General features: G+C 58.7%; 20 protein-coding genes. 7 read left to right on the top strand and 13 right to left on the bottom strand.

The window, feature by feature from the left end; all coding sequences use genetic code 11:
* Positions 1–301 precede the first annotated feature (301 nt).
* Positions 302–1975: a DEAD/DEAH box helicase gene (locus DJ564_RS23035; RefSeq protein WP_109633616.1), complete on the top strand. Its 1674-nt coding sequence runs from the start codon at positions 302–304 to the stop codon at positions 1973–1975.
* 92 nt (positions 1976–2067) lie between these two features.
* On the opposite strand, the gene DJ564_RS23030 is transcribed toward DJ564_RS23035, so the two are convergent.
* The gene (locus DJ564_RS23030) at positions 2068–2835 is read right to left on the bottom strand and encodes a class III extradiol ring-cleavage dioxygenase (RefSeq protein ID WP_109633615.1); all 768 of its coding nucleotides are present in this window, start codon (positions 2833–2835) and stop codon (positions 2068–2070) included.
* Positions 2836–2938: 103 nt separating this feature from the next.
* On the opposite strand from DJ564_RS23030, the gene DJ564_RS23025 reads away from it, so the two are divergent.
* A complete protein-coding gene (locus tag DJ564_RS23025; protein WP_109633613.1) occupies positions 2939–3595 on the top strand; it encodes a thiopurine S-methyltransferase in 657 nt (218 codons plus the stop codon).
* Between the two features lie 191 nt (positions 3596–3786).
* On the opposite strand, the gene htpX is transcribed toward DJ564_RS23025, so the two are convergent.
* Complete coding sequence (gene htpX / locus DJ564_RS23020) at positions 3787–4674, bottom strand: protease HtpX (protein WP_109633611.1); 888 nt, start codon at positions 4672–4674, stop codon at positions 3787–3789.
* Positions 4675–4990: 316 nt separating this feature from the next.
* Complete coding sequence (locus DJ564_RS23015) at positions 4991–6202, bottom strand: pyridoxal phosphate-dependent aminotransferase (RefSeq protein ID WP_008030363.1); 1212 nt, start codon at positions 6200–6202, stop codon at positions 4991–4993.
* Between the two features lie 226 nt (positions 6203–6428).
* Between DJ564_RS23015 and msrB the strand changes: the two genes are divergently transcribed.
* The 3 genes from msrB to DJ564_RS23000 all read left to right on the top strand — a co-directional run bounded on the left by msrB (position 6429) and on the right by DJ564_RS23000 (position 7931).
* The gene (gene msrB, locus DJ564_RS23010; protein ID WP_109633610.1) at positions 6429–6824 is read left to right on the top strand and encodes a peptide-methionine (R)-S-oxide reductase MsrB; all 396 of its coding nucleotides are present in this window, start codon (positions 6429–6431) and stop codon (positions 6822–6824) included.
* A gap of 163 nt (positions 6825–6987) precedes the next feature.
* Positions 6988–7473, top strand: coding sequence for a glutathione peroxidase (locus DJ564_RS23005; protein WP_109633608.1), 486 nt, complete (start codon positions 6988–6990; stop codon positions 7471–7473).
* A complete protein-coding gene (locus DJ564_RS23000) occupies positions 7470–7931 on the top strand; it encodes a MarR family winged helix-turn-helix transcriptional regulator (protein ID WP_109633607.1) in 462 nt (153 codons plus the stop codon). Before DJ564_RS23005 ends, DJ564_RS23000 begins: the two co-directional genes overlap by 4 nt.
* On the opposite strand, the gene DJ564_RS22995 is transcribed toward DJ564_RS23000, so the two are convergent.
* Positions 7915–10236: a response regulator gene (locus tag DJ564_RS22995; RefSeq protein WP_109633605.1), complete on the bottom strand. Its 2322-nt coding sequence runs from the start codon at positions 10234–10236 to the stop codon at positions 7915–7917. The two genes, DJ564_RS23000 and DJ564_RS22995, sit on opposite strands and share 17 nt — an antisense overlap.
* Before the next feature lie 168 nt (positions 10237–10404).
* Here DJ564_RS22995 and DJ564_RS22990 point away from each other — a divergent pair, with 168 nt between their 5' ends.
* Positions 10405–11295, top strand: a complete 891-nt coding sequence (locus DJ564_RS22990; RefSeq protein WP_109633603.1) for an ATP-binding protein — start codon at positions 10405–10407, stop codon at positions 11293–11295.
* Positions 11292–11774 carry a GAF domain-containing protein gene (locus DJ564_RS22985; RefSeq protein WP_109633602.1) on the top strand — a complete coding sequence of 161 codons (483 nt, stop codon included), beginning with the start codon at positions 11292–11294 and terminating at the stop codon, positions 11772–11774. The genes DJ564_RS22990 and DJ564_RS22985 overlap by 4 nt, the downstream gene beginning before the upstream one ends.
* Here the strand turns inward: DJ564_RS22985 and DJ564_RS22980 are convergent, their stop codons facing one another.
* The 9 genes from DJ564_RS22980 to DJ564_RS22940 form a co-directional block, all read right to left on the bottom strand.
* Complete coding sequence (locus tag DJ564_RS22980) at positions 11775–14723, bottom strand: HD domain-containing phosphohydrolase (protein ID WP_109633600.1); 2949 nt, start codon at positions 14721–14723, stop codon at positions 11775–11777.
* Between the two features lie 49 nt (positions 14724–14772).
* The gene (locus tag DJ564_RS22975) at positions 14773–18417 is read right to left on the bottom strand and encodes a transporter substrate-binding domain-containing protein (protein WP_109633598.1); all 3645 of its coding nucleotides are present in this window, start codon (positions 18415–18417) and stop codon (positions 14773–14775) included.
* Between the two features lie 10 nt (positions 18418–18427).
* Positions 18428–19054 (bottom strand): response regulator transcription factor, encoded by a 627-nt coding sequence (locus tag DJ564_RS22970; RefSeq protein WP_109633597.1) that lies wholly within the window; start codon positions 19052–19054, stop codon positions 18428–18430.
* Between the two features lie 254 nt (positions 19055–19308).
* Positions 19309–19701, bottom strand: coding sequence for a response regulator (locus DJ564_RS22965; RefSeq protein WP_109633595.1), 393 nt, complete (start codon positions 19699–19701; stop codon positions 19309–19311).
* Between the two features lie 185 nt (positions 19702–19886).
* Entirely contained in the window at positions 19887–21218 is a 1332-nt protein-coding gene (locus DJ564_RS22960) for a deoxyguanosinetriphosphate triphosphohydrolase (protein WP_109633594.1), read from the bottom strand.
* 67 nt (positions 21219–21285) lie between these two features.
* Entirely contained in the window at positions 21286–22449 is a 1164-nt protein-coding gene (locus DJ564_RS22955; RefSeq protein WP_109633592.1) for an EAL domain-containing protein, read from the bottom strand.
* 126 nt (positions 22450–22575) lie between these two features.
* A complete protein-coding gene (locus tag DJ564_RS22950) occupies positions 22576–22917 on the bottom strand; it encodes a hypothetical protein (protein WP_109633591.1) in 342 nt (113 codons plus the stop codon).
* Entirely contained in the window at positions 22914–23303 is a 390-nt protein-coding gene (locus DJ564_RS22945; protein WP_109633588.1) for a phage holin family protein, read from the bottom strand. The genes DJ564_RS22950 and DJ564_RS22945 overlap by 4 nt, the downstream gene beginning before the upstream one ends.
* Position 23304: 1 nt before the next feature.
* The gene (locus tag DJ564_RS22940) at positions 23305–23619 is read right to left on the bottom strand and encodes a YqjD family protein (protein WP_109633587.1); all 315 of its coding nucleotides are present in this window, start codon (positions 23617–23619) and stop codon (positions 23305–23307) included.
* Positions 23620–23645: the final 26 nt, after the last annotated feature.

Here is a 23645-nt window from a genome sequence, read left to right as displayed (position 1 = left end):
TCCGCAAAGCCTGTGACACAACGGTGTATACGTCAGTTTTCCGACAAATAATGCTCCCTTTTTGAGCGAATTCCGGTATAGTGCGCGCCGGCCTTTAACCGGGCCGCGTTTAGGTAGCGCAATTTCCCGAAGTCAGCTTCGGCTGCACGTCCGCACAGCGGACTCTCCCTTGACGAATCTTTTTCATTCATTCGTTTTCGCAAATCCCCGCCGACAAAGCAGCCAGGGCGACTCTTGAGTCTTACACGGCATGCGCAGCTTTGGAGCATGGGTCTTTGCGGATGCACTTAGAGGCAGACCCATGACCCAGGAAACCGGCGGCTTCGCCGCTTTTAATCTTAATCCGAATATTCTTGCAGCCGTCATCGCGACTGGCTACGAAGAGCCTTCGGCTATTCAGCAGCAATCGATCCCGATCATCATGGCCGGCCACGACATGATTGGCCAGGCGCAAACCGGTACCGGTAAAACCGCCGCGTTCGCTCTGCCAATCCTGCACCGCATCGATCCTGCCAAGCGCGAGCCGCAAGCCCTGATCCTGGCGCCAACCCGTGAGTTGGCGCTGCAAGTAGCAACCGCTTTCGAAACCTACGCCAAGCAAATGCCGGGCGTTACCGTTGTGGCCGTTTACGGCGGCGCCCCGATGGGCCCACAACTGAAAGCAATCCGTAATGGCGCACAGATCGTTGTCGCCACGCCGGGCCGTCTGTGCGACCACCTGCGTCGTGACGAAAAAGTCCTGTCGACCGTGAACCACCTGGTTCTCGACGAAGCGGACGAAATGCTCAAACTGGGTTTCATGGACGACCTCGAAGTTATCTTCAAGGCTCTGCCGCCAACCCGTCAGACCGTATTGTTCTCGGCCACCCTGCCTCAGTCGATCCGTGCCATTGCTGAACGCCATCTGCGCGATCCGCAACACGTGAAGATCCAGACCAAGACTCAGACCGTTACCGCGATCGAACAGGCTCACCTGTTGGTTCACGCTGACCAGAAGACCTCGGCTGTATTGAGCCTGCTGGAAGTGGAAGACTTCGACGCCCTGATCATGTTCGTGCGTACCAAGCAAGCGACCCTGGACCTGGCCAGTGCCCTGGAAGCCAAAGGCTACAAAGCCGCTGCGCTGAACGGTGACATTGCTCAGAACCAGCGTGAGCGCGTAATCGAATCCCTCAAGGATGGCCGTCTGGACATCGTTGTGGCGACTGACGTTGCTGCCCGTGGCCTGGACGTTCCGCGCATCACTCACGTGTTCAACGTTGACATGCCTTACGATCCTGAGTCCTACGTTCACCGTATCGGCCGTACTGGCCGTGCCGGTCGCGAAGGTCGTGCACTGCTGCTGGTGACTCCGCGTGAGCGCCGCATGCTGCAAGTGATCGAGCGTGTAACCGGTCAGAAAGTTGCTGAAGTTCGCCTGCCGGACGCCCAGGCTGTTCTCGATGCCCGCATCAAGAAACTGACCAACAGCCTGTCGCCGCTGGTTGGTGATGCCGAGTCGACTCACGGTGAACTGCTGGATCGCCTGACTGCCGACATCGGCTGCACCCCGCGTGCACTGGCCGCTGCTCTGCTGCGCAAGGCAACCAACGCTCAAGCGCTGACTCTGGCTGCAATCGAGAAAGAACGTCCACTGGTGCCGAACAACGCACCGCGTGGCGATCGTCCAGAGCGTACCGGTGACCGTCCGGACCGTGGTGATCGTGAGCGTCGTGCTCCGGTTCCATTGGCTGAAGGTCGTGCTCGTTGCCGTACCGCGCTGGGTGCGCGTGATGGTATCGCTGCCAAGAACCTGCTGGGCGCCATCCTCAACGAAGGTGGCTTGGCTCGCGAAGCAATCGGTCGCATCCAGGTGCGTGACAGCTTCAGCCTCGTCGAGCTGCCGGAAGATGGTCTGGAGCGTCTGCTGACCAAGCTGAAGGACACTCGCGTTGCCGGTAAGCAGTTGAAGCTGCGTCGCTACCGCGAAGATTGATCCGCTTTCGGGCTGATTGATCGAACATAAAAAATCCCCGACTGGTTCGGGGATTTTTTTTGGCCTGCTGTTTGTGCCTGGCCTGAGATCTGTCAGCCAAAACGGTAGATATCCATCCCCAGCGCACCCATGGTGAAACCCTGATGGGCAACGCTGAACTCACCGCCAGCCCCGCGAGCAAAGTACAACGGCAGCAAATGCTCATCGCTGGGATGGTTGCGCACCGCATTCGGCGCCTGCTGGCGATAATCGTGCAGCGCGAGTTCATCGTTGGCCGCGAGTTTTTCGATCATCCAGTCGCGAAACGTCTTGGCCCACGGTTCGACGCTTTCCGGGCCGGCGTGCCAGTCCAGTTCACGCAGGTTGTGGGTGATGCTGCCAGACCCGATCAACAACACGCCGTGTTCGCGCAAGCTGGCGAGGGCATGGCCGACCCGGGTTTGCAGGACAGGGCCGCCACGGGTGGGTAGCGAGACTTGCACCACCGGGATGTCCGCCTGCGGATACATCAATGACAACGGCACCCAGACTCCGTGATCGAAGGGCCGCTCGGCATCAATGCGTGCAGGCAGGCCGTCGGCTTTCAAATGTTCGACAACTTCCGCCGCCAGTTGCGGATCGCCCGGCGCCGGATATTGCACCTCGAACAAAGCCTTGGGAAAGCCACCGAAGTCATGCCACGTCTCAGGACGGGGATTGCCGCTGACCAGCAAGTCGTTACTTTCCCAGTGCGCAGAGACAATCACGATGGCTTTCGGTTTCGGCATTTCTGCAGCGAGCCGCGCGAGGGCGGGCCCGCTGGCACCCGGTTCCAGTGCCAACATGGGCGAGCCATGGGATATGTAAAGGCTGGGGAACATGAATGAGCTCCTGAGGGGTAAGATGGCAGCATCTTCAGTCAGATCATTGATCTAAATCTAATATAAGTTTTAGGGTCTTTTGATCGAATTTTCGGGATTAATTATGCAGCCGGAGTTTTGGCACAAGCGGTGGACGTCGAATCAGATCGGTTTTCACCTGCCGGAAGTGAATCCATATCTGCAACGGTACTGGCCGCAGTTGGGCCTGGAGGAGGGCGCGCGTGTACTGGTGCCGTTATGTGGGAAAAGCCTGGACCTGCTGTGGCTGGCGAAATGCGGTCACGAGGTGTTGGGCATCGAGCTGTCGGAAAAGGCCGTGGAAGACTTTTTCCACGAGCATCAGTTTGATCCGGACGTCAGCGACCAGGGCCCTTTTACGGTCTATCGAGCAGGTTCGATCGAAATCTGGTGCGGTGATTTCTTCGCGTTGACTGCCGGCGATGTCGCCGATTGCAGTGCGCTGTACGACCGCGCTGCCTTGATCGCCTTGCCGCCAACCATGCGCGAGCAATACGCCGAACATCTGAAGCGGATTATGCCGAAGGATTCGCTGGGGATTTTGATTACCCTGGATTACGACCAGGCGCAAATGGACGGCCCGCCGTTTGCGGTGCTGGACGACGAAGTGCAACGGTTGTTCGGGGCGACCTGGGCACTGAAGATACTGGAAGACCAGGACGTGCTGGGCGAGAGCTGGAAGTTTGTCGAGAGTGGCGTCACGCGGCTTGAAGAGCGGGTGTATCGGGTTTCCAGCCATTAAGATGCGTTGAGTTTGCTGAACCCTTCGCGAGCAAGCCCGCTCCCACAGGAGATCGCGTCTATTCGGATCATTCGGTTACCTGTGGGAGCCTGCTCGCGATGGGGCCTGAATGAACACCGCATCAATCGGCAGACAAAAAAAGGCCCGCATTCACTGCGGGCCTTTTCTTTTACTGCGTAGTGCGAGCGCTATCAGCCCCGACGACGCAACGCGTCAATACGCTCTTCCAGCGGCGGGTGGCTCATGAACATACGAGCGAACCCTTGCTTGATGCCACCGTTGATGCCAAAGGCATTCAGCGTATCCGGCATGTGCACCGGCAGACCCTGTTCTGCACGAAGGCGTTGCAAGGCGCCAATCATCGCGCTGGTACCTGCCAGACGTGCACCGGCTTCGTCTGCGCGGAACTCGCGTTTGCGCGAGAACCACATGACGATGGAGCTGGCCAGAATGCCCAGGACCAGTTCGGCGACGATGGTCGCCACGTAGTAGGCGATGCCCTGGCCTTCTTCGTTCTTGAAGATCACCTTGTCGACAAAGTTGCCGATGATCCGCGCGAAGAACATCACGAAGGTGTTCACTACGCCCTGGATCAACGCCAGGGTGACCATGTCGCCATTGGCCACGTGACCGATTTCGTGAGCCAGGACGGCCTTCACTTCATCCGGCGAAAAACGCTCGAGCAGACCCTGGCTGACCGCGACCAATGCGTCGTTCTTGTTCCAGCCCGTGGCGAACGCGTTGGCCTCGTAGGCCGGGAAAATCCCGACTTCGGGCATCTTGATCCCGGCTTCGCGGGACAGTTGCTCGACGGTTTGCAGCAGCCATTGCTCGTGACGTGTGCGCGGCTGGCTGATGATTTGGGTGCTGGTGCTCATCTTCGCCATCCATTTGGAGATGAACAGCGAGAACAGCGAACCGGCGAAACCAAAGACCGCACAGAAAATCAGCAGCTGATTGAGGTTGAGATCAACCCCGTTGGCCGCCATGAACCCGTTGAAGCCGAAAAGGCTCAGGGTGATGCTGGCAATCAGCACGACCGCCAGGTTAGTGGCCAAAAACAGCAGGATGCGCATCATGGTTGTAGAAATCTCCTCATGCTAAAGATGTAGCGTACTGCGGGGTATATAAGGTGCTGCACCGGGCTATTCAACCGAGTGACTATTTCAAACTGTGTCCTACGGCAACAGTCTAGCTGCTTGCAGGGCATTTCCGACGGGGACGCCGGACGCGTTTGACAGCCAATTCGCGTCACAGCCCCCGTCTTTGTTAGACGCGGTCACGAAACGTGGCATCAGTCAGCGATGGCGGCAGCGATGTCTGGCGGGGTGCAAAGATGTGTTGCTGAATTAATCACCGTGCGACAGACGCGCGCGTCGCACGGTGAAGTTCAGCTTACTGGCGATAGGATTTGAGGAAGTTGCCGATCCGGCCGATGGCCATGTCCAGGTCATCCACCCGTGGCAAGGTCACGACACGGAAGTGATCCGGCCAAGGCCAGTTGAAGGCCGTACCTTGCACCACCAGCAGCTTCTCGGAGAGCAGCAGGTCGAGCACGAACTTCTCGTCGTTGTGGATCGGGCAGACTTTCGGGTCGATCCGCGGGAACGCATACAGCGCACCCATCGGCTTGACGCAGCTCACGCCTGGAATGTCGTTGAGCAGTTCCCAGGTGCGATTGCGTTGTTCCAGCAAGCGACCTTGCGGCAGCACCAGGTCATTGATGCTCTGATAGCCGCCGAGTGCGGTCTGGATCGCGTGCTGGCTCGGCACGTTGGCACACAGGCGCATGTTGGCCAGCATGTCGATGCCTTCGATGTAGCTCTGGGCGTGGTGTTTTGGGCCGGAAATGGCGATCCAGCCGGAACGGAAACCAGCGACGCGATAGGACTTGGACAGACCGTTGAAGGTCAGGCACAGCAAGTCCGGCGCCAGGGACGCGGTGCAGATGTGCACGGCGTCGTCGTACAGGATCTTGTCGTAGATCTCGTCAGAGAACACCACCAGGTTGTGCTGGCGAGCCAGCTCCAGCATGCCCAGCAGCACTTCTTTCGAATACACGGCGCCAGTCGGGTTGTTCGGGTTGATGATCACCAGGGCCTTGGTGTTCGGGGTGATCTTGGCCTTGATGTCGGCCAGGTCCGGCCACCAGTTGGCCTGCTCGTCGCACAGGTAGTGCACCGGGTTGCCGCCGGACAGGCTCACGGCAGCGGTCCACAGCGGATAGTCCGGCGCTGGCACCAGTACTTCGTCGCCATTGTTCAGCAGGGCCTGCATCGACATCACGATCAGCTCGGAAACGCCGTTACCCAGGTAGATGTCTTCAATGCCGACGCCTTCCACCTGCTTTTGCTGGTAGTACTGCATGACGGCCTTGCGCGCGCTGAACAGGCCTTTGGAGTCGCTATAGCCTTGAGCGGTCGGCAGGTTGCGGATCACGTCCTGGAGGATTTCGTCCGGCGCTTCGAAACCAAAGGGCGCCGGGTTGCCGATGTTCAGCTTGAGGATGCGATGACCTTCCTCTTCCAGGCGTTTGGCGTGCTTTAGCACTGGGCCGCGAATGTCGTAGCAGACGTTGGCGAGCTTGTTCGATTTGCTGACCTGCATGGCGATGTGTTCCCGAAAATGAACGATCCAGGCGGCGTATGAACGACCGTGCTGGGAATCCTGCGTATTCACACAGGCCTGACGCCTTGAGAGGCAGCACTCATAAATCCGTTTGAATGCGCGTGGTCTGGCTGCCAGACTGGCGTTTGACGAGGCGCAATCATACGTGCCGCCCGATCCGTGGAAAAGGTACAGATCGGGCTTTTTCAGCTGCTGAGGTGTGACGATGGAAAAGTTGGATAAAACCCTGGAAGAATGGAAGGCGATGCTCGATCCAGAGCAGTACAACGTTTGCCGTCTCAAGGGCACCGAACGGCCGTTCTCCGGCAAATACAACGACACCAAGACCGACGGCGTCTACAACTGCATCTGCTGCGGCGAGCCGCTGTTCGACTCCAAGACCAAATTCGACTCCGGCTGCGGCTGGCCGAGCTTCTACGCGCCGATCGGCGACAGCGCGATGGTCGAGATCCGTGATGTCAGCCACGGCATGATCCGTACTGAGGTGGTCTGCGCCAAATGCGACGCGCACCTGGGGCACGTGTTCCCGGATGGCCCGCCGCCGACCGGCCTGCGCTATTGCATCAACTCGGTGTGCCTGGACCTGGTGCCACGCGAGTAAGACGAGCCTTGTGGGAGCCGGGCTTGCTCGCGCTGGCGGCCTGAAGGACGCCAGCGCGGGCAAGCCCGGCGTCCACGGTGATCGGCGTCGAATAATTTAAATTGCACACAATTCAATTGCTCGCTATGTTTGGTGCTCGTTCCTTCCTATCGAGCCTGACCCCATGAGCGACAACCTGCTGACCATCCCGGTGACCACCATCAAAGGTGAACAGAAAACCCTGGCCGATTTCGCCGGCAAAGCCGTGCTGGTGGTCAACACCGCCAGCAAATGCGGTTTCACCCCGCAATACAAAGGCCTCGAAGAATTGTGGCAGACCTACAAGGATCAAGGCCTGGTGGTGCTCGGCTTTCCCTGCAATCAGTTCGGCAAGCAGGAACCGGGTAACGAAGGGGCGATTTCCGAGTTCTGCGAGTTGAACTTCGGTGTCAGCTTCCCGCTGTTCAAGAAGATTGACGTCAACGGCGCCGACGCCCATCCGCTGTTCGTGCAGTTGAAGAAGCGTGCACCGGGCGTGCTGGGCTCCCAGGGTATCAAGTGGAACTTCACCAAGTTCCTGATCGGCAAGGACGGTCAGTTGGTCAAGCGCTTCGCTCCGGCGACCAAGCCGCAGGACCTGAGCGGCGAGATCGAAGCCCTACTCAAATGAACACCTTGTCCGTCGATTCCCTGAAGCTCGACAGCCAGCTTTGCTTCAAACTGTATGCGGCCTCGCGAGCGGTGATTCGTGCCTACAAGCCGATGCTCGATCAGCTTGGCCTGACCTATCCGCAATACCTGGCAATGCTGGTGTTGTGGGAATGGCTGGAAGCGGCGCCGGAGCAGCCGACGGTCAAGGCGCTGGGCGAACGCCTGGCGCTGGATTCCGGCACCCTGACGCCGTTGCTCAAGCGTCTTGAGCAACTGCAACTGGTGCAGCGCCAGCGTTCGGCGCGCGATGAGCGAGAGGTGCACCTGAGTCTTTCGCCTGCCGGCAAGGCCTTGCGTGATCAGGTCGGGCCGCTCAAGGCCCGGTTGTTGTGCGACAGCGGCGTCGATCTGGATCGCCTGAATGATCTGCGTGAAGGCCTCGATCACCTGTTGGGACAAATCAAGGCACTGTCGTAGTCGGTATCCACAGGTCGAGCAGGGCAGCCAGTTCTTCGCGGCGGAAAGGCTTGGCCAGGTAGTCGCTCATGCCCGCCACACGACAGCGTTCGCGTTCCTCGGACATGGCGTTGGCGGTCAAAGCCACGATGGGCAATTGTGGCCAGCGCCCGCTGCGGCGGATCTGCCGACTGGCCTCGTAGCCATCCATCACCGGCATGTTGCAATCCATCAGCACCAGATCGAATTCGTTGTGCTCGAGCTGATCCAGGGCTTCGGCACCGTGAGCGGCGACGATCACCTCGCAACCGAGTTTGCCGAGCATGCCCTTGGCCACCAATTGATTGACCGGGTTGTCCTCCACCAGCAAGACGCGTCCGCGCCGTTGCGGGGTAAGGGCTTCGACCCGGGCTCCGTTGATCAGGTTGCTTTCCGGCTGCAACACCCGGCGCAAGGTCTGGTAAAGCGCATTGCGGGCCAGAGGCCGCGCCTGTTGTTGCAGGGGCGCCAGGGCGCTCGCTTCTTCGCTGGGCATGAAGCTGCCATAGGCGGTCACCAGCAGGATAGGGGCGTCGAAGGTCGGGCGCAGGCCGAACAGGCATTCGGGGCAGTCGGTGATCAGCACATCCGGGTCGAGGCCGATCAACGAGTCATCGATGGCGCGTTGTTGATAATCGAGGCCCCAGCCGGGCAACAGGTTTTTCAACAGTTCCGCCAGACCACTGTTGGCGGCAGTGATCGCGATGATCTTGCCGGATAGAGGCTGCAGGGGCATGGCCCGGGTGTGGCAGGGTAACGGCAGGTCGGCGCAGAACTGGCTGCCAAAACCCGCTTCCGAGCTGATGGTCAGCCGCCCCTGCATGGCTTCGCACAGATTATAAGTCAGCGCCAGCCCCAGCCCGGTGCCGCCAAACTGCCGGGTAATGCCGGCCCCGGCCTGGGTGAAGGGCTGGAAGATTTTGACCTGGGCATCCTGGGCAATCCCGATGCCGGTGTCGCAGACTTCGATTCTGACGCCATCCTCAAACGTTGAAAGGCGCACATCGACGCGACCGAACCGGGTGAACTTGAGGGCGTTGGACAGCAGGTTGCTGACGATCTGCCGGACGCGAGTCGGATCCCCCAGTACCAACGCCGGAAAGTGCGGATCGATCAGGCAGGTCAACTCGACGCTGGGTGCGGCGTTCTGCGACAGCAGGTTGGCGGTGTCTTCGATCAGCGATCCGAGGTCGAACGGAATGTGTTCGAGTTCGAGTTGGCCGGCATCGAATTTCGACAGGTCGAGAATATCGTTTAGCAACTCCACCAGGACTTTGCCCGAGTCATGGGCGATGGACAGCTGTTGCTGTTGTTCGGCATTGAGTGGGCCGTCCAGCGAGAGCGCGATCATGCCCAGCAGGCCGTTGAGTGGCGTGCGGATTTCATGGCTCATGTTGGCGAGGAACACCGAGCGTGCTTCGGCCATATCCAGGGCGGTGCTTCGCGCAACTTCCAGTTCCTGGTTGGATTGACTCAGCCTGGCATTGATCGCCTTGAGCTCCGCGGTACGGGCCGAGACGATGTTTTCCAGTTGCCCGAGGTAGTCGGTCAGGCGGTTTTCAGCGTTGCGTCGTTGCTGGATTTCGGTGGCGATGTTTTCAAATTGCTGGTTGGCCACTTTGACCAGGACACCGATTTCATCGTTTTTATGCCCGCTCGGGTATTCCAGCCAGGTCGGTTCAGCGCTGCGCGGATCGCGTCCGCTGAGTTCGCGGATGACCCGCACCAGCGGTTTCGTCAGCATCACGTAGAACAGCGCCAACAGGATGCCGGTCAGGATCAGGCTGCGCGCGAAACCATTGAGCAGCGTCACCTCGGCCCGACGCAGGAAACGGCTGCCGAAGGCGTAGGTATCGACTTCCAGGCGCAAGGTGCCGAGGGATTCATCCGGCAACTGGTCGAGGTAGAGGCGGTCTTCGAACTGACGGTTGGCGCCGAACAGGAAGTCGCTGATCATCCGGTAGTTGTTTTGCTGGGTCGGGCGTTTGACGCTGGCCAGAACGGTTCCGTTGTTGTCTGTCAGTTGCGCACCGAGGATTGCAGGTGAGCGCAACAGGCCCATGGTTAGTTCCTGGGCGAGTTCGGCATCGATGTTGTAGGCGATACGGGACGCGGGGTTATGGCTGATTTCCAGCAAAGACAGGATTTCGCGGTTGATGGAGGCGTCTTCGCTGGCATAATCGATGCCTATTTGCAGCAGACTGAGCAGCGTGCCCAGAATGAAACCGACGAGCACAGTCAGCCGGGCTTGCTTGTACGACAGCCGGTGGGTGAACTTGATATCCATGGGGTGTTGAACCACTTCCGTTTCCCTTCGCTGCTCAAGCATAGTCGATCATGCATGGATACCGATGTTCGCGCGAGCCCTTGTGCGACAAGGGGTTAAAGGGACGCCAGGCGCTGTGTTGCGTCGCTGTAATGCCATCATCACTGTGAACGTGCCTGAGGAGAAGACGTGGATTCCCGATTGAATGCTTTTCTTGAACGCGCCGATGCCGTCCTGGCCCGTATCGAACCGCTCTTGCCTGCACCTCGGCAAGCCATCGACTGGACGCAATGCCTGGCCGCGCGCTGGCAGCGCGAGGGCCGCAGCGGTTTTCTGCTGCCGCTGCAGGTCAGCCTCGACACACGGTTGTCCGACCTGATCGGTGTCGACCGGCAAGTGGAGCAACTGGGGCGAAATACCCAGCAGTTCCTCGATGGCATGCCCGCCAACCACGCGTTGCTCTGGGGCTCGCGCGGCACCGGCAAATCGTCGCTGGTGCGCGCCTTGCTGGCCGAGCACGCCAAGGCCGGCTTGCGGTTGATCGAGATCGAGCGCGATCACTTGGCGGACCTGCCGCGTGTGGTCGAACAGATCGCCAGGCTGCCTCAACGGTTTGTTTTGTTCTGCGATGACCTGTCGTTTGAATCGGGCGAAGGCGACTATCGCGTGCTCAAGAGCGTGCTCGACGGCTCGCTTGAGCAGGCGCCGGATAACGTCTTGCTGTACGCCACCTCCAACCGTCGCCACCTGGTGCCGGAGAAGGAAAGCGATAACGAAAACTGGAAACGGGTCGATGGCGAGCTGCATCCCAGCGAGGCGGTGGAAGACAAGATCGCGCTGTCGGACCGTTTTGGATTGTGGCTGTCGTTCTATCCGTTTACTCAAGAGCACTTCCTTGACGTCGTCGAGCACTGGATCGGTCAATTGGCCGAAAAATCCGGCCTTGAGTGGCAGCGCAACGAAGAACTGGACATCCTCGCCGTGCGCTGGGCAACCGGCCGGGGCAACCGCAATGGACGTTGCGCGTATCAATTTGCCCGCTATTGGGTGGGGCTCAAGCTGTTGGAGCACAAAGCATGATCGATTTACAGAAGAGTGGCCAAGGCCTGGACGGTTACGGCATGTTATGGGCGCAGCTAGAGTCGTTGCTGGCGGACGAGCGTGACTTCATCGCCAACGCCGCGCAGTTTTCGGCATTCCTGTACAGCCAGCTCGACGACCTGAACTGGGCCGGTTTCTATCTCAATCGTAATGAAGAACTGGTGCTCGGCCCGTTTCAGGGGCAGATTGCCTGTGTGCGCATTCCGTTCGGTCGCGGCGTGTGCGGGACGGCGGCGGCGACTTTGCAGACCCAGCTTGTCGAGGACGTTCACGCGTTCCCCGGGCACATTGCTTGCGACAGTGCCTCGAACAGCGAGCTGGTCGTGCCGCTGGTCAAGGACGGTCGCCTGATCGGCGTGCTGGACCTCGACAGTCCGAAACTTGCGCGGTTTACCGCTGACGATCAGGCCGGTATCGAACAACTGGCGGCAATTTTCCTGCGCCTGACCGATTGCTGATCATGCCCTCAAGCCGGCCTTGACCAGCAGGCTTGACAGGTCGACCGCATCGATTTGTCGTGGATCGAGGAACCGGTCGGCATACTGCAAGTAGATGCCGGCGTTGATAAACAGCCCGAACAACTCCGGATCGATATGGGCGTCGCGGCACATGGTGGCCATGATGCCCAGCGCTTCACTCAAGGTCTTGGCCTTCTTGTAGGGGCGGTCGGCAGCGGTCAGCGCCTCGAAAATATCGGCAATGGCCATCATCCGTGCCGGCAGGCTCATTTCTTCGCGCTTCAACTGTTTCGGATAACCAGTGCCATCCATTTTTTCGTGATGGCCGCCGGCGATTTCCGCGACGTTGTTGAGGTGGCCGGGGAAGGGCAAGTGGCTGAGCATCAGGATCGTCTGCACCATGTGGTGATTGATGATGTAACGCTCCTCGCGGGTCAGCGTGCCCCGGGCGATGCTCAGGTTGTAGAGCTCGCCCCGGTTGTACTTGTAGCGCGGCACATCAAGCTTGAACCCCCAGGGATTATCTTCCGGGATCAGCTCGCTTTCGGCGCGTTCGAGCAGGTGCTCGGGCTTGTCCGCCAACAGCGGCTCGCTGACCGGCAAGGTCGGTGCCGGAGTTTGTGCCTGGCGGCGGTTTTCTTCCCAGGACACACCGATTCTATCGTCCAGGGTTCGGGTCCAGTTGCGTTCGGCGATACTGCGCAGACGTTGCAGATCGGCCTCGGCCATGGCCTCAGCGCCCAGATTGCAGCGGGCGACGAAGGCGAAATCATCATCCAGCCCGGCCAGGTTGGCATTGCGTAATTCGGCCAGGTGCTGCTCGTCACCGCCCAGCGCGATAGCCTGCCAATAGTTGATCCAGGCATCGCGCTTGAGAACCTCGAAGCGGGTGCGAATTTCATGGATGCGGTCATTCAGCGTTTCAAGCTTGGTGGCTTTGTCGACCACGTATTCAGGTGTCGTGACCTTTCCGCAGTCGTGCAGCCAGGCCGCAATGTGCAGCGCTTCCCACTCATCTTCGGTCGGTTGGTAATCGCTGAAGGCCGGGGCCTGACTGGCAGCCGCCGCTTGGGCAAGCATCAGGGTCAGCTCCGGCACTCGCTGGCAGTGACCTCCGGTGTAGGGACTCTTGGCATCGATCGCGCCGGCCAGCAGCTGAATGAAGGCGTCCAGCAGTTGTTTCTGTTTGGCTTGCAGGCGCTGGCTCTCAATGCTCACGGCGGCCGCGCCGGAAACAGCCTGGAGAAACGCAATGCGGTCCGGGCGCAATTTTTCCAGGTCACGTTGTGTACCGCTGTCGGCTAATAACAGGACCAACAGGCCCACGGTTTCGTTGTGCCGATTGTGCAGCCGGATGCCGATCAGGTGCACCCGGGGGCATTCCAGCGCGAGCATTACTTTCTGCAAATCCCCCGCCTGTTCGAAACCCAGGTTGGTGACGACATTGTCGGCATTAGACAACTGCTGCAACCACTGAGGGCTCTGCGGATCCTGAAACTCGTGTCCCTGAACACCGAACGAGGGCAACGCCTGTGACGTGTCATTGATGACCAGGCCTTGGGGCTCCATGCGATCGCTGTCACGTTCGCGCAGGTAAATCAGGCCGGCCTGGGCTTGCCCGATCTTCACGGTTTCAAACAACACCCGCTGCAGCAACGGCGCAAAGCGGGTCTCGGCGCTCAGGCTATCGGTGATCTGGAAAAAACTGCCGAGGGTGTCCTTCATGCGCGCCATCGACACGCTCAGTTGATCAATTTCAAGCACCGGCGAACTGCGGCCTACCGGAAAGTTGAAATTGAAACTGCGCACCGCATCGGCTTCCTGTACCAGTGCGCGCAACGGCTTGACCAGGACCCTTGAGGTCAACCAGCCCACGGGCAGGCACAACAACAATGTCGCAAGGGTAATCAGCGCGCCTTGCCAACGCATGCGGTAGGCATCGGCGAGCAATTCGTCTTCTGGCACCAGCAACGCCAGTTGCAGTCCCTGGGGGCCACCCTCCGACATGCTGCTGCGCGCCACGATCCATTGCCGACCGGCGGCGTCGAGGCGATTGCCGGCGGGTGGATTGGAAAGCAGGGCACCGAGGCCTGGGCTCAGGTCGGCAGCCTTGTTCAGGTGAGCGGTTTGGTCATCGATGATCAGTTTGCTGGTGTCGGGGTAAGCGATGGCATTGCCCTGGGCATCGAACAGCACGATTTCGGTATGGGGCGTCACCACATGTTTGGCCAGGGTGGCTGACAGTTCCGCCAGCGTCAGATCGGCGCCCATCACCGCGTTTTTACCACTGCGCCGGGCCAGGGTGGTGCCGACGTTGCGAGTGGAGAAAAAAACGTACGGTTCGGTGGTGATCTGGTCCTCGTCGCCGAGGGCGCTGGAGAACCAGGCGCGGGTGCGGGGATCGTAGGTTTCGTCGGGATTGTCCAAGCGGTTGATAAGCGTCAAGGATTGATCAAAAAACAGGGATTGAGAGCGGATCTGACCACTGCTGCCGTCATGTTCGATGCTCCAGACTTGAAACGCCGCTGTCTGCGGGGCTTTCAACCCGCTTCTCAAGGCGGCGGTCCGCAGGGGGCGAACCATGAAAAAGTCGCCGTTACCGTAGCCAAGGTACAACGATGCCAGGTTGGGGTTGTCGTTGAGCGACTGGCTGAAGGGTTTGAGCAACGCCAGGCGTTGCTCCAGATCCGATGCCCGGGTCGCCGGGTAGTCCGCCAACAGGCTCAGCAGATGGCGAATCGGTTCGTAGGTGCCTTGCAGGTCCAGGCGGACATCCTGCTCGATGCGGTTGAAGAGCTTTTCACTGCTGGAAAGAATGATCTGTGTGGTTTGTCCATAGTTGAAAATACCCAGCACCACACCGGTCAGCAATAACAGGAAGGTGAACATCACACTGATATGGATGTGCAGGGGAAACCGGCGTTGATCCGGGCGCAGTGGGCTGGGCATTGCGGGTCTCTCCATGATGTTTAACACACTGCTCAGCGTCCAAGCATAGTTAAGGCTCCATCATTCTGCTTCTGTCGTTGTGACCAATCTGTTGCTCCAACGCCTGCTCCAGTTCGAGCATCGCGCGCTCCATGGCTTTGGTGCGTTTGACGACTTCGTCAGGGTGGAACACTTCATGGCAGGCGTTTTCCAGTGCTTCGCAGCTGTCGATCAATCGGCCTGCCTGGACAATTCGCGCAGCGCCCTTGATTTTGTGGGCCACGTCGATGAAGGACTGCGGGTCCTGTGAGGGAGATAACGCCAGCAACTCCTGCCGGTCCAGACGGTTGCTGTTCAGCAGTTCGGACAACAATCGTTGGTCCAGCTTCGGGTTGCCGCCCGTTAACAGATGCAGCCCTTCAAGGCTGAAGGCCGGGTCGCGGAGCACCGGCGCGATATCTCCAACCCATTGACTCAGGGCAGTGAGGCTGAGGGGTTTGAACAGGCAGTCGTCCATTCCGGCTTGTTTGCAGCGCTGTATTTCTTCGGGTTGTGCATTGGCGGTGAATCCCAGCACAGTACAAGGCCGACACTGCATTTGCTGTTCATGTTGGCGAATGGAGCGAGCCAGTTCGTAGCCATTCATGATCGGCATGTTGCAATCGACGATCACCAGATCGAACAACCCGTCTTTCCAGGCACTCAACCCAGCCTCTCCATCCTCTGCGGCGCTGAACTGATGCCCCAGGAATTCCAGTTGCTGACACATGAGCAAGCGATTGGCGGGATGGTCGTCGACCACCAGGACGTTCAGCGCAGCCGCAGTGGTTGGGGTAGGCGGTTGAACGGTTTCCGTCACCCGCTCGGTTGGCAGCGTTGCAAGGTTCAGCGAGACCTGGACTTGAGTGCCGACACCGGTCTGGCTGCTCAATTGCAGGCTGCCGCCCATCATCTCGCACAGATTGCGACTGATCACCAGGCCCAACCCCGCACCGCCTCTGGCGGATTGCGCGGAGTGATCGGCCTGGGCGAAAGGCTCGAACAAGCGGCGTTGATCCTGTTCACTGATCCCGACTCCGCTGTCCTGGACCTGCAACTGCAGCAGCACCCGGTCGGGTTCGTCGCATGGATACAGCTCCACCACAATACGGACCTGACCCTGTTCGGTGAACTTGATGGCGTTGCTGACGAGGTTGGACAGCACCTGTTTGAAGCGCATCGGGTCCAGCAGGACATCGGTGAGCGGTTCTGCCGGGTTGAAGTCCAGCCGCAGGCCAAGGTTTTTCTGGCGGGCCAGTCCGTCGAAGATCCGCACCACCGAGGCCACGGTTTCTTTGAGGTTGACGCGCTCCGGGGTCAGGCTCAGCCGCCCGGATTCAATTCGTGCGATATCTAGAATGTCGCCGATCAGGTTCAACAGGTCTTTCGCCGAGTGATAGGCCACGTCAATGGCCGGGCGATCCGGGTGGCTGTGATCGATACGTTTGAGGGTCAGTTCGAGCATGCCGATGATGGCGTTCATCGGCGTGCGGATTTCATGGCTCATGGTCGCCAGAAAGGTGCTCTTCGCGCGGTTGGCTTCGTCCGCACGCTCTTTCGCGGCACGCAAGTCATCGAACAGTTGTCGCCGCTCGCTGATGTCGATCCAGCCCCCGATGATGCCTTGCACTTCACCGCTGGAATCCCGGTAGGGCAGTATCCAATGATAAATCGTCAGCATGCGGCCACCGATATGCATTGGCCGGTCGAGAATCAGCGGCGTACCTTCGGCCACGACGCGCTGGTAGTCCGCCTGATATTCCTGAGCTTCAAATGAGTTGCTCATGCTGCCCTGCACGACGTTTTTACCAATCACGTCTTCGCGTCTGGCGCTGAAGGTCTCCAGGTAACTGTCATTGCAGCTTTGCAACAAACCCTGACGATCGCGCACGTAGATGGGATGAGGCGTTCCGTTGACCAGTGACCGCATGAATTCAAGTTGGTCGTTCAGGGCGAGCTCCGCGGCCAGCCGCTGATTGATCTGGCGACGCATGTAGGCGTTCCAGGTCACGGAAATCAGCAGCAGCAAACCGATACCAAGCATGATCTGAAAGAACACCCGGTGATAGTTGCGCCAGGTGCTTTGCGAGGCCGATGAATAGCCTCGCCAGCGGCTGTTGATAATGCCCAGTTCCTCTGGTGCGATGCTCAGCAATGCCTTGTCGAGGATCGAAGCCAGCTCTTCGGCGTCGCGCCCGGTCGCCAGGGAGAACGCGGCTTGCCGGGTGCCGATGGTGGTGCTGATCTGAAGGGTGTGCTCGAAAATCCGCGATGAGATGAAATAGTTGGCGATCACCAACGAACTCACCGCACCTTCGGCCTGACCCTCGGCGAGTAACTCCACGGCACTGAAGGTGTCCGGCGTTTCGATCAGCTGGATGTGCGGGAACTCGCGGCGCAGGTAATCCGCCATTGGATTGCCTTGGGCGATGGCAACGCGCTTGCCCGTCAGCTGTGTCAGGTTTGACGGGCTGCTGGCTGCTTTGCGAGTCAGCAGGACAACCGAGTTTTCCAGATAAGGGCGGCTGAAGTTCAGCAGCGTTTCCCGTTGCGCACTGGGGAGCAGTGCGGCAATCAGGTCGGCCTGATGGCTGTTGACCTGCTCGATCATCTCGTCATCGTTGCGGCTGCGATGGATGTCGAAACGCAAACCGGTGCGCAATCTGATCAGCTCGAGCAAGTCGGCGGAGACTCCGCGAAAGTTGCCGTCGCTGTCGAAAAAAGTCAGCGGCGCCAACGCCTCATTGACCACGACGCGTACGACCGGATGTCGAGTCAGCCAGCGTTCTTCGCGGTCAGTGAGTTGCAGTTTCTGATCGGTGAGGAGAATGTCGCTGCCCGCACTCCAGCGTTTGGCGATGTTTTCTCGCTCGCTGGCAGGGGTGGCCTTGAGGATGGCGTTGATGATCCCGAGCAGATCCGGGTTGTCCTTATGCACTGCAAAGCTGAATCCGTGGGCTTCGTGTTTACCGAAGTTGGCCATGCGGATGTTGTTCAGGTAGCCCTTGTTGATCATGTAATGGGTGGAAATGGTGTCGCCAAGAAAAACATCGGCCTGGTCGAAAGCCACCGCATTGATTGCATTCTGGTAGGAAGGATAGGAGGTAATGATCGCTTTCGGGTAAAGGGCTTTGACTTCGTCCAGCGGCAAATAGTGATAAACCATGCTCAGCCGTAGCCCGGCGAGGCCATCGCTCAGCGATCTGGTTTCACCTACCCTTGTCACCAGAACCGGCTGATCCACGGCATAGGGAGTGGACAGTACGATGTCGGCATTGCGGGCTTCAAAACCATTGGCGGTACCGAGCATGTCGACCACACCTTCTTCCAGCGCCTCGATCGCGTCTCCCCGGGTCGCGTAGCGCTGAACCTTGACTGGCAAACCGGTGGCCATGCCCAGGATGCCCGCGTAATCAGCGGTGAAGCCTTCGTAGTCGCGGCCGCTGATGGTCAGGTCGAAAGGAGGATAGTCGGGGGCGGAAGTGCCAAGTATCAGTTCACGCTTATTGTTAAGCCACTGTTGTTGTGATTTATCCAGCTGGACTTCCATGTGTCCGTTCATTGAGCGACTGAGCAGGGTGTAATGCTCGCTTGCAGTCTGTTCCGCGTGCACTGAGGTGCTCAGGCATAAGCCCGCGGTCAGCAGTGTCAGATAATCCTTTAAACGACTGGGCATCCTGTCTCTCTCACACTAACGCGTTGCGTTTTGCCATATCAATGAGTTCAACAAGCGATTTGGCTTTGAGTTTTTGCATGAGACGTTTTTTATAAGTGCTGACAGTCTTGTTGCTCAGGAACATACCTTTGGCAATTTCCTTGTTAGTGCGGCCCTGCGCGAAAAGTTGCAATACCATTAACTCTCGGTCGTTGACCGATTTGAACAGTTCCAGGTCAGCGTATCGTTCATCGTCAGCACGAACAGGATTCAAGGCTTGGCTGGGGAAATAGTTGTAACCTGATAGTACGGCTTTAATCGCGCTCACCAGTTCACTCAGGTCTTCCTGTTTGCAGACATACCCAGATGCGCCGGATTGCATGCAGCGGATCCCGAAAAGTGTCGGGCACTGGGCCGTTAACACCAGTGTTTTCAGGGGGCAACTCATTGCGTTGAAACGGGAGAGAACTTCCAGACCATCCAGTTTGGGGATGCTGATGTCGAGAATGACCAGGTCGGGCATGCATTCACGAACCATCTGCATGGCGTCGACCCCATTATCAGTTTCGCCGACGACTTTGTAACCCTCATGTTCGAGCAACATTCGGACGGCAAGACGGATGACGGGGTGATCGTCGACAATAAAAACGGAGTTCATAATCAAATCCCATACGCGCTCAGATAAAGCGCGCACCTTAGCTCAGATAGTTGAGGGGGGCATGAACTGACGGACCTATAGGGGCAATATAGGACAAATCCTACGGCGTAAAAAGAATCGGACTACGGATCAACTAGGTTTTGCATGAGGATCCGTTCAGTTCTTGTATGTATGTTCGGCGGGTAGGAAAGATCGGTTTAAAGCTTTTACATACGTGCTTGAATATTTTCGTAGTAATACTTTGTTGTGTTTTTTTATAGTTGGGCCGAGGTCAATAAGTTTCTAAAGTCTGATTGTTTCAGGGGCTTGATCAAGTAACCCAACAAGGGCAGTCCGTGTTCGCCGGCCATTTTTTCAAGACCGTCCAATTCAAGGGTTGTCAGACTGCTCAGCAGTATTGCCTTTTTGATCATTCCCCGTTGACTGGCGAATTCGATCAAATCAAGGCCCGGAAGATCGGGCAGGCATTGGTCGCACAGAAGGATGTCGAAGGGTTGCGACGCCTTGAGCATTTGCTGCATGGCGGCTTCGGCGCTGTCAGTTGCGGTGAGTTGCGTGAAGCCATAACTCTCCAGCAGGTATTGGGTTGCCCTGAGCTGAAAGGGATGGTCTTCCACCAGCAGGATGCGCCAATCTTGTTCAGACATAAGATTTTTCATGCTTCATCTATGGAGCAGAGGGAGCATGATTATTTCGCGATCAGACCGCTCAGGCGATCAGTCGGCTCTGCACAAGGTGTAGGGCAATTCTATTGACGTCGGGATTGAATTGAAAAATACGCAAAAAATCGATCAGCCATGCAAAAAATATGGCGTGGCTGATCGATGCACTGTCAGCCGTGGCTTGAACGACCGGTCATTTCCAGGGCCATTTGGCTGGCATAGCTGTCGGTCATCCCGGCGATGAAGTCGATCATTCTCAGGAACGAGGTGTGCAAAGGCCCGTGAGGATCGGGCGCATTATTGCCCAACAGGTCGAGGATACGGCGACTCTTGAAAGACGGCGTTCGACCGTTGTGTTGTTCCAGTGCGGCACCACAGAACGCGTTGAGCAGGATTTCGAGGGTGGTGTAAGCGCCGATTTCGTGCAGCGTCTTGCGCTTGTCCTGGAAAATCTTTTTGCGTGCCATGTCCTTGGCATTCAACACGCAGCGCTTGGCCGGACCATGCATGTGCTCCACCAGATCACCGGGCAATGTGCCTGCCAGCAACGAGTCCTGTTGCTCGACGAAGGCCCGGGCGGCGGCATTGGTCAGGTGCTCGATGGCCTTGCCTCGCAGGATCGCCAGTTTGCGCCGGCGCGAATCCTGAGGGCCCAGTTGGCGATAGGTTTCCGGCAGATCGTCACCCACCAGGTCGAGCAGCAAAGACTCGACCTCGGCGTATTCCAGCAGCTCCATCTCCAGGCCATCTTCCAGATCGATCAGCGCGTAACAAATGTCGTCCGCGGCCTCCATCAGATACACCAGCGGATGGCGCGCCCAGCGCTGTTCCTCCAGTTGCGGCAGGCCGAGTTTAAGGGCGATTTGCTCCAGCAGCGGGAGTTCGCTTTGATAGCAGCCGAACTTGTGCTTCTTGTAGCCCAATGAATCGGCATGCTTTGCCGTCCACGGGTACTTCAGATAAGTGCCCAGCGTGGCGTAGGTCAGCCGGGTGCCACCGTCGAACTGATGGTATTCAAGTTGGGTGAGTACCCGGAAGCCTTGGGCGTTGCCTTCAAAATTCAGGAAGTCGTTGCGTTCGACTTCGCTCATGCCGTCCAGCCAGCCACGACCCGCGGCCTGCTGGAACCAGTGTCGGATTGCGTCTTCGCCGGAGTGCCCGAAGGGCGGATTGCCGATGTCATGGGCCAGGCAAGCCGATTGCACCACCATCCCCAGGTCACTCGGTTCGCACCAGTCGGGCAGGGCGCTGCGAATGGTTTCGCCGACGCGCATGCCCAGCGACCGGCCCACGCAGCTGACTTCCAGCGAGTGGGTCAGGCGCGTGTGAATGTGATCGTTGCTGGTGACCGGATGAACCTGAGTCTTGCGTCCGAGGCGGCGAAAGGCACCCGAGAAAATGATGCGGTCGTGGTCTTTGTGAAAAGGGCTGCGGCCGAGTTCTTCCGGGCTATGCAGAGGCTTTCCGAGGCGTTCGCGGGTAAGCAGGGTTTGCCAATCCAAGGCTGGACTCTCCGTCAGGTGACTGAGCCTCTAGCTTCCGGGTTCATGCCGGTGCCTGCAAGCGGAACTAGAGCCCGGCGGCGTCGATGTCGATGAGCAGCAGTCGCTCGCCGTTGTCGAAAAATTGCCCGGCGGTGAGGCAGTACTGATTACTGGTGGCATCGCGGTAGGTCGTGGACAGTGTCAGGCGCCGCTCGTCCCAGCCCTCGGCCAGCAGGTGATAAAAGTAGGGCCGCCACGACCAGTTATGGCCCAGGTAGCGGTTATCGGCTTCCCAGCCGTTGTTGCGCCACTCCAGATTGGGCGTCAATTGGGTGCCGTGACGGTCGCATTGATAGAAACGCAACAGCCAGGGAAATGCCTGCAGCTGTGGCAGCGCGCTCAGTGGCGCGCGGGCCAGGGCCCAGGCTTGGAGGATGGCCATCAACTCGCAAAGTTGCTGGCGCATGATCATCAGTCGTCCGCGCTCGCCCAGTTTCTGCTGAACATAACGCTGGCGCAGTTGTGCGAAACGTTCGACAAAGGCGTCGGTGGCAAAGAAGTCTGCCTGCGCCCGGGCGAACAGAAACCCCTGCACGTAACGTGAACCGCATTCCAGGGCGAAATTCAGTTGAGCGTCTGTTTCAACTCCCTCGGCGATGATCCAGCAACCGGTTTTCTCGGCCATTTGCGCCAGGGCCTTCACCACGTCGCTACTGGGGCCGCCCAGTGCAGCGGCCTGGAACAATCGCATGTCGAGCTTGAGAATGTCCGGTTGCAGGGCCAGCACGCGATCGAGTTGTGAGTAGCCGGCACCGAAATCATCGATGGCGATCCGTGCCCCGGCCTGTCGGTAACGGGCCACGACCTCGGCCAAGCGCTGGATGTTGCCGCCCAGTTCAGTGATCTCAAAGACGACGCGTTGCGGATCGACGTTGTGCCGGCTCATTTGCTTGAGGCTCGGCAGCGCCTGGTCCTGCCGTAAACGGCTGATCCAGCGCGGTGAGATGTTCAGGCTCAGAAACCAGTCCGCAGGCGCTTCATGCAGACGGCTCAGAGCGTTGTCGCGTATCTGGCGATCAAGACGACGAAGGGCGATGGCGGGGGTTCGCGGATCGGCGAACAGCGGTCCTACCGAGGCCAGTTGACCGTCGGACTGACGGAGTCGACCCAGCGCTTCCACACCCGCAATACGGCCCGTGGCGGTATCGATAAATGGCTGAAAGCAGGCGAGCGGTTGCCCGTCGATCACGAGGCCTCCTTAGTAAGGTCTTGTTTTTGGATTAACCCGCTTACCGGGTAGGCACACAGGATTGAACCTCTCGATAAAGAGGTTAATCCCGGTGGTGTTGCAAGAATGCAGCCAGATAGTGGCTATTCAGTCTTTGCGCGAAGAACCCTGCATGACCAACTTGATCAAGGGCCCGAGCGTTGTGCCCAGGCGAACCAGCCGAGTCAGGCTGCTGGTACCGCCGCTCTTGGCGCCTTTACCGGTCAGAAAACCGAGCAGCGTCACGGCCGCCATGCCCCAGAGCGGGGCGTGCTTGATGCCGAAGCCGTCGTGCAGGTTTTGTGTCATCCCGCGTACCCGCTTCAAGGGTTGCAGCAGCTGCGCGGATTCGTGACGAATTTCCTGGCGATGCATTTCCATGCGCAGGCGTATCAATGCCTTGCGCATTTCGGTGCGCGAGCTGTTATGGGGCAGTTCAGGCAGGCTCATGGCAGCAGACGCTCCCTATCGTTGGCCAATTCTTCCAGGGTGCCGTGGAAGGGGGAGGACTCATCGAAAATCGCCGCTTTCAGGCGCATCCCACAGAATATTGCAGCCAAGGTGTAGAACACGCAGAGCCCGATGATTGCTGGCAAACGGTAGGTGTCCCAAAACAGGATCAGCACCAGCGTCGACAATCCCACCAGCAACAGCAATGCAAACACCAGCGCCAGGCCTGCGAACAGCAACAGGCTTACGGTACGCGCTTTTTGTTCCTGCAACTCGATGCCAAACAGTTCGACATGGCTGTGCAACAGTCCAAGAAAAGCGGCACCCAGGCGCCGCGATGAGGAGCTTGTGCCCGTCGCGGACGAGCTGGATTCACCGATAGACATATCAGCGCCGAGTGGCCAGCAGGCCAATCAAAAAGCCGACGCCCGCCGCAATCCCGACCGATTGCCATGGATTGGTCTGCACGTAATCCTCGGCAGCGGTAACGGCAGCCTGACCGCGTTCGCGCAGAGAATCTTCGGTGAGCTTCAGGGTTTCGCGGGCACGCAGCAGACTGTCGTGGATCTGGCTGCGCAGCTCATCGGCCTGATCGCCGGCCAGGGTTGCGGTGTGTTCCAGCAACCGTTCGGTGTCGCTCACTAGTGTTTGAAAATCGTTCATGAGGATTTCTTGAGCAGTCTTTGCTTTGATGCTGGCCATTGGTGATCTCCGTAAGTGGCTTCTGA

This window comes from Pseudomonas sp. 31-12 (assembly GCF_003151075.1).
Taxonomy (GTDB): domain Bacteria; phylum Pseudomonadota; class Gammaproteobacteria; order Pseudomonadales; family Pseudomonadaceae; genus Aquipseudomonas.
Note: the sequence above shows the minus strand (reverse complement) of the source record. Positions and strands in the feature narration are given on the sequence as shown.

What these genes read in the sequence shown, in the direction of transcription:
- DJ564_RS23035 (WP_109633616.1), top strand. Translation starts at nt 302, where the DNA reads ATGACCCAGGAAACCGGCGGCTTCGCCGCTTTTAATCTTAATCCGAAT.
- DJ564_RS23030 (WP_109633615.1), bottom strand. Translation starts at nt 2,835, where the DNA reads ATGTTCCCCAGCCTTTACATATCCCATGGCTCGCCCATGTTGGCACTG.
- DJ564_RS23025 (WP_109633613.1), top strand. Translation starts at nt 2,939, where the DNA reads ATGCAGCCGGAGTTTTGGCACAAGCGGTGGACGTCGAATCAGATCGGT.
- htpX (WP_109633611.1), bottom strand. Translation starts at nt 4,674, where the DNA reads ATGATGCGCATCCTGCTGTTTTTGGCCACTAACCTGGCGGTCGTGCTG.
- DJ564_RS23015 (WP_008030363.1), bottom strand. Translation starts at nt 6,202, where the DNA reads ATGCAGGTCAGCAAATCGAACAAGCTCGCCAACGTCTGCTACGACATT.
- msrB (WP_109633610.1), top strand. Translation starts at nt 6,429, where the DNA reads ATGGAAAAGTTGGATAAAACCCTGGAAGAATGGAAGGCGATGCTCGAT.
- DJ564_RS23005 (WP_109633608.1), top strand. Translation starts at nt 6,988, where the DNA reads ATGAGCGACAACCTGCTGACCATCCCGGTGACCACCATCAAAGGTGAA.
- DJ564_RS23000 (WP_109633607.1), top strand. Translation starts at nt 7,470, where the DNA reads ATGAACACCTTGTCCGTCGATTCCCTGAAGCTCGACAGCCAGCTTTGC.
- DJ564_RS22995 (WP_109633605.1), bottom strand. Translation starts at nt 10,236, where the DNA reads ATGGATATCAAGTTCACCCACCGGCTGTCGTACAAGCAAGCCCGGCTG.
- DJ564_RS22985 (WP_109633602.1), top strand. Translation starts at nt 11,292, where the DNA reads ATGATCGATTTACAGAAGAGTGGCCAAGGCCTGGACGGTTACGGCATG.
- DJ564_RS22980 (WP_109633600.1), bottom strand. Translation starts at nt 14,723, where the DNA reads ATGCCCAGCCCACTGCGCCCGGATCAACGCCGGTTTCCCCTGCACATC.
- DJ564_RS22975 (WP_109633598.1), bottom strand. Translation starts at nt 18,417, where the DNA reads ATGCCCAGTCGTTTAAAGGATTATCTGACACTGCTGACCGCGGGCTTA.
- DJ564_RS22970 (WP_109633597.1), bottom strand. Translation starts at nt 19,054, where the DNA reads ATGAACTCCGTTTTTATTGTCGACGATCACCCCGTCATCCGTCTTGCC.
- DJ564_RS22965 (WP_109633595.1), bottom strand. Translation starts at nt 19,701, where the DNA reads ATGTCTGAACAAGATTGGCGCATCCTGCTGGTGGAAGACCATCCCTTT.
- DJ564_RS22950 (WP_109633591.1), bottom strand. Translation starts at nt 22,917, where the DNA reads ATGAGCCTGCCTGAACTGCCCCATAACAGCTCGCGCACCGAAATGCGC.
- DJ564_RS22945 (WP_109633588.1), bottom strand. Translation starts at nt 23,303, where the DNA reads ATGTCTATCGGTGAATCCAGCTCGTCCGCGACGGGCACAAGCTCCTCA.
- DJ564_RS22940 (WP_109633587.1), bottom strand. Translation starts at nt 23,619, where the DNA reads ATGGCCAGCATCAAAGCAAAGACTGCTCAAGAAATCCTCATGAACGAT.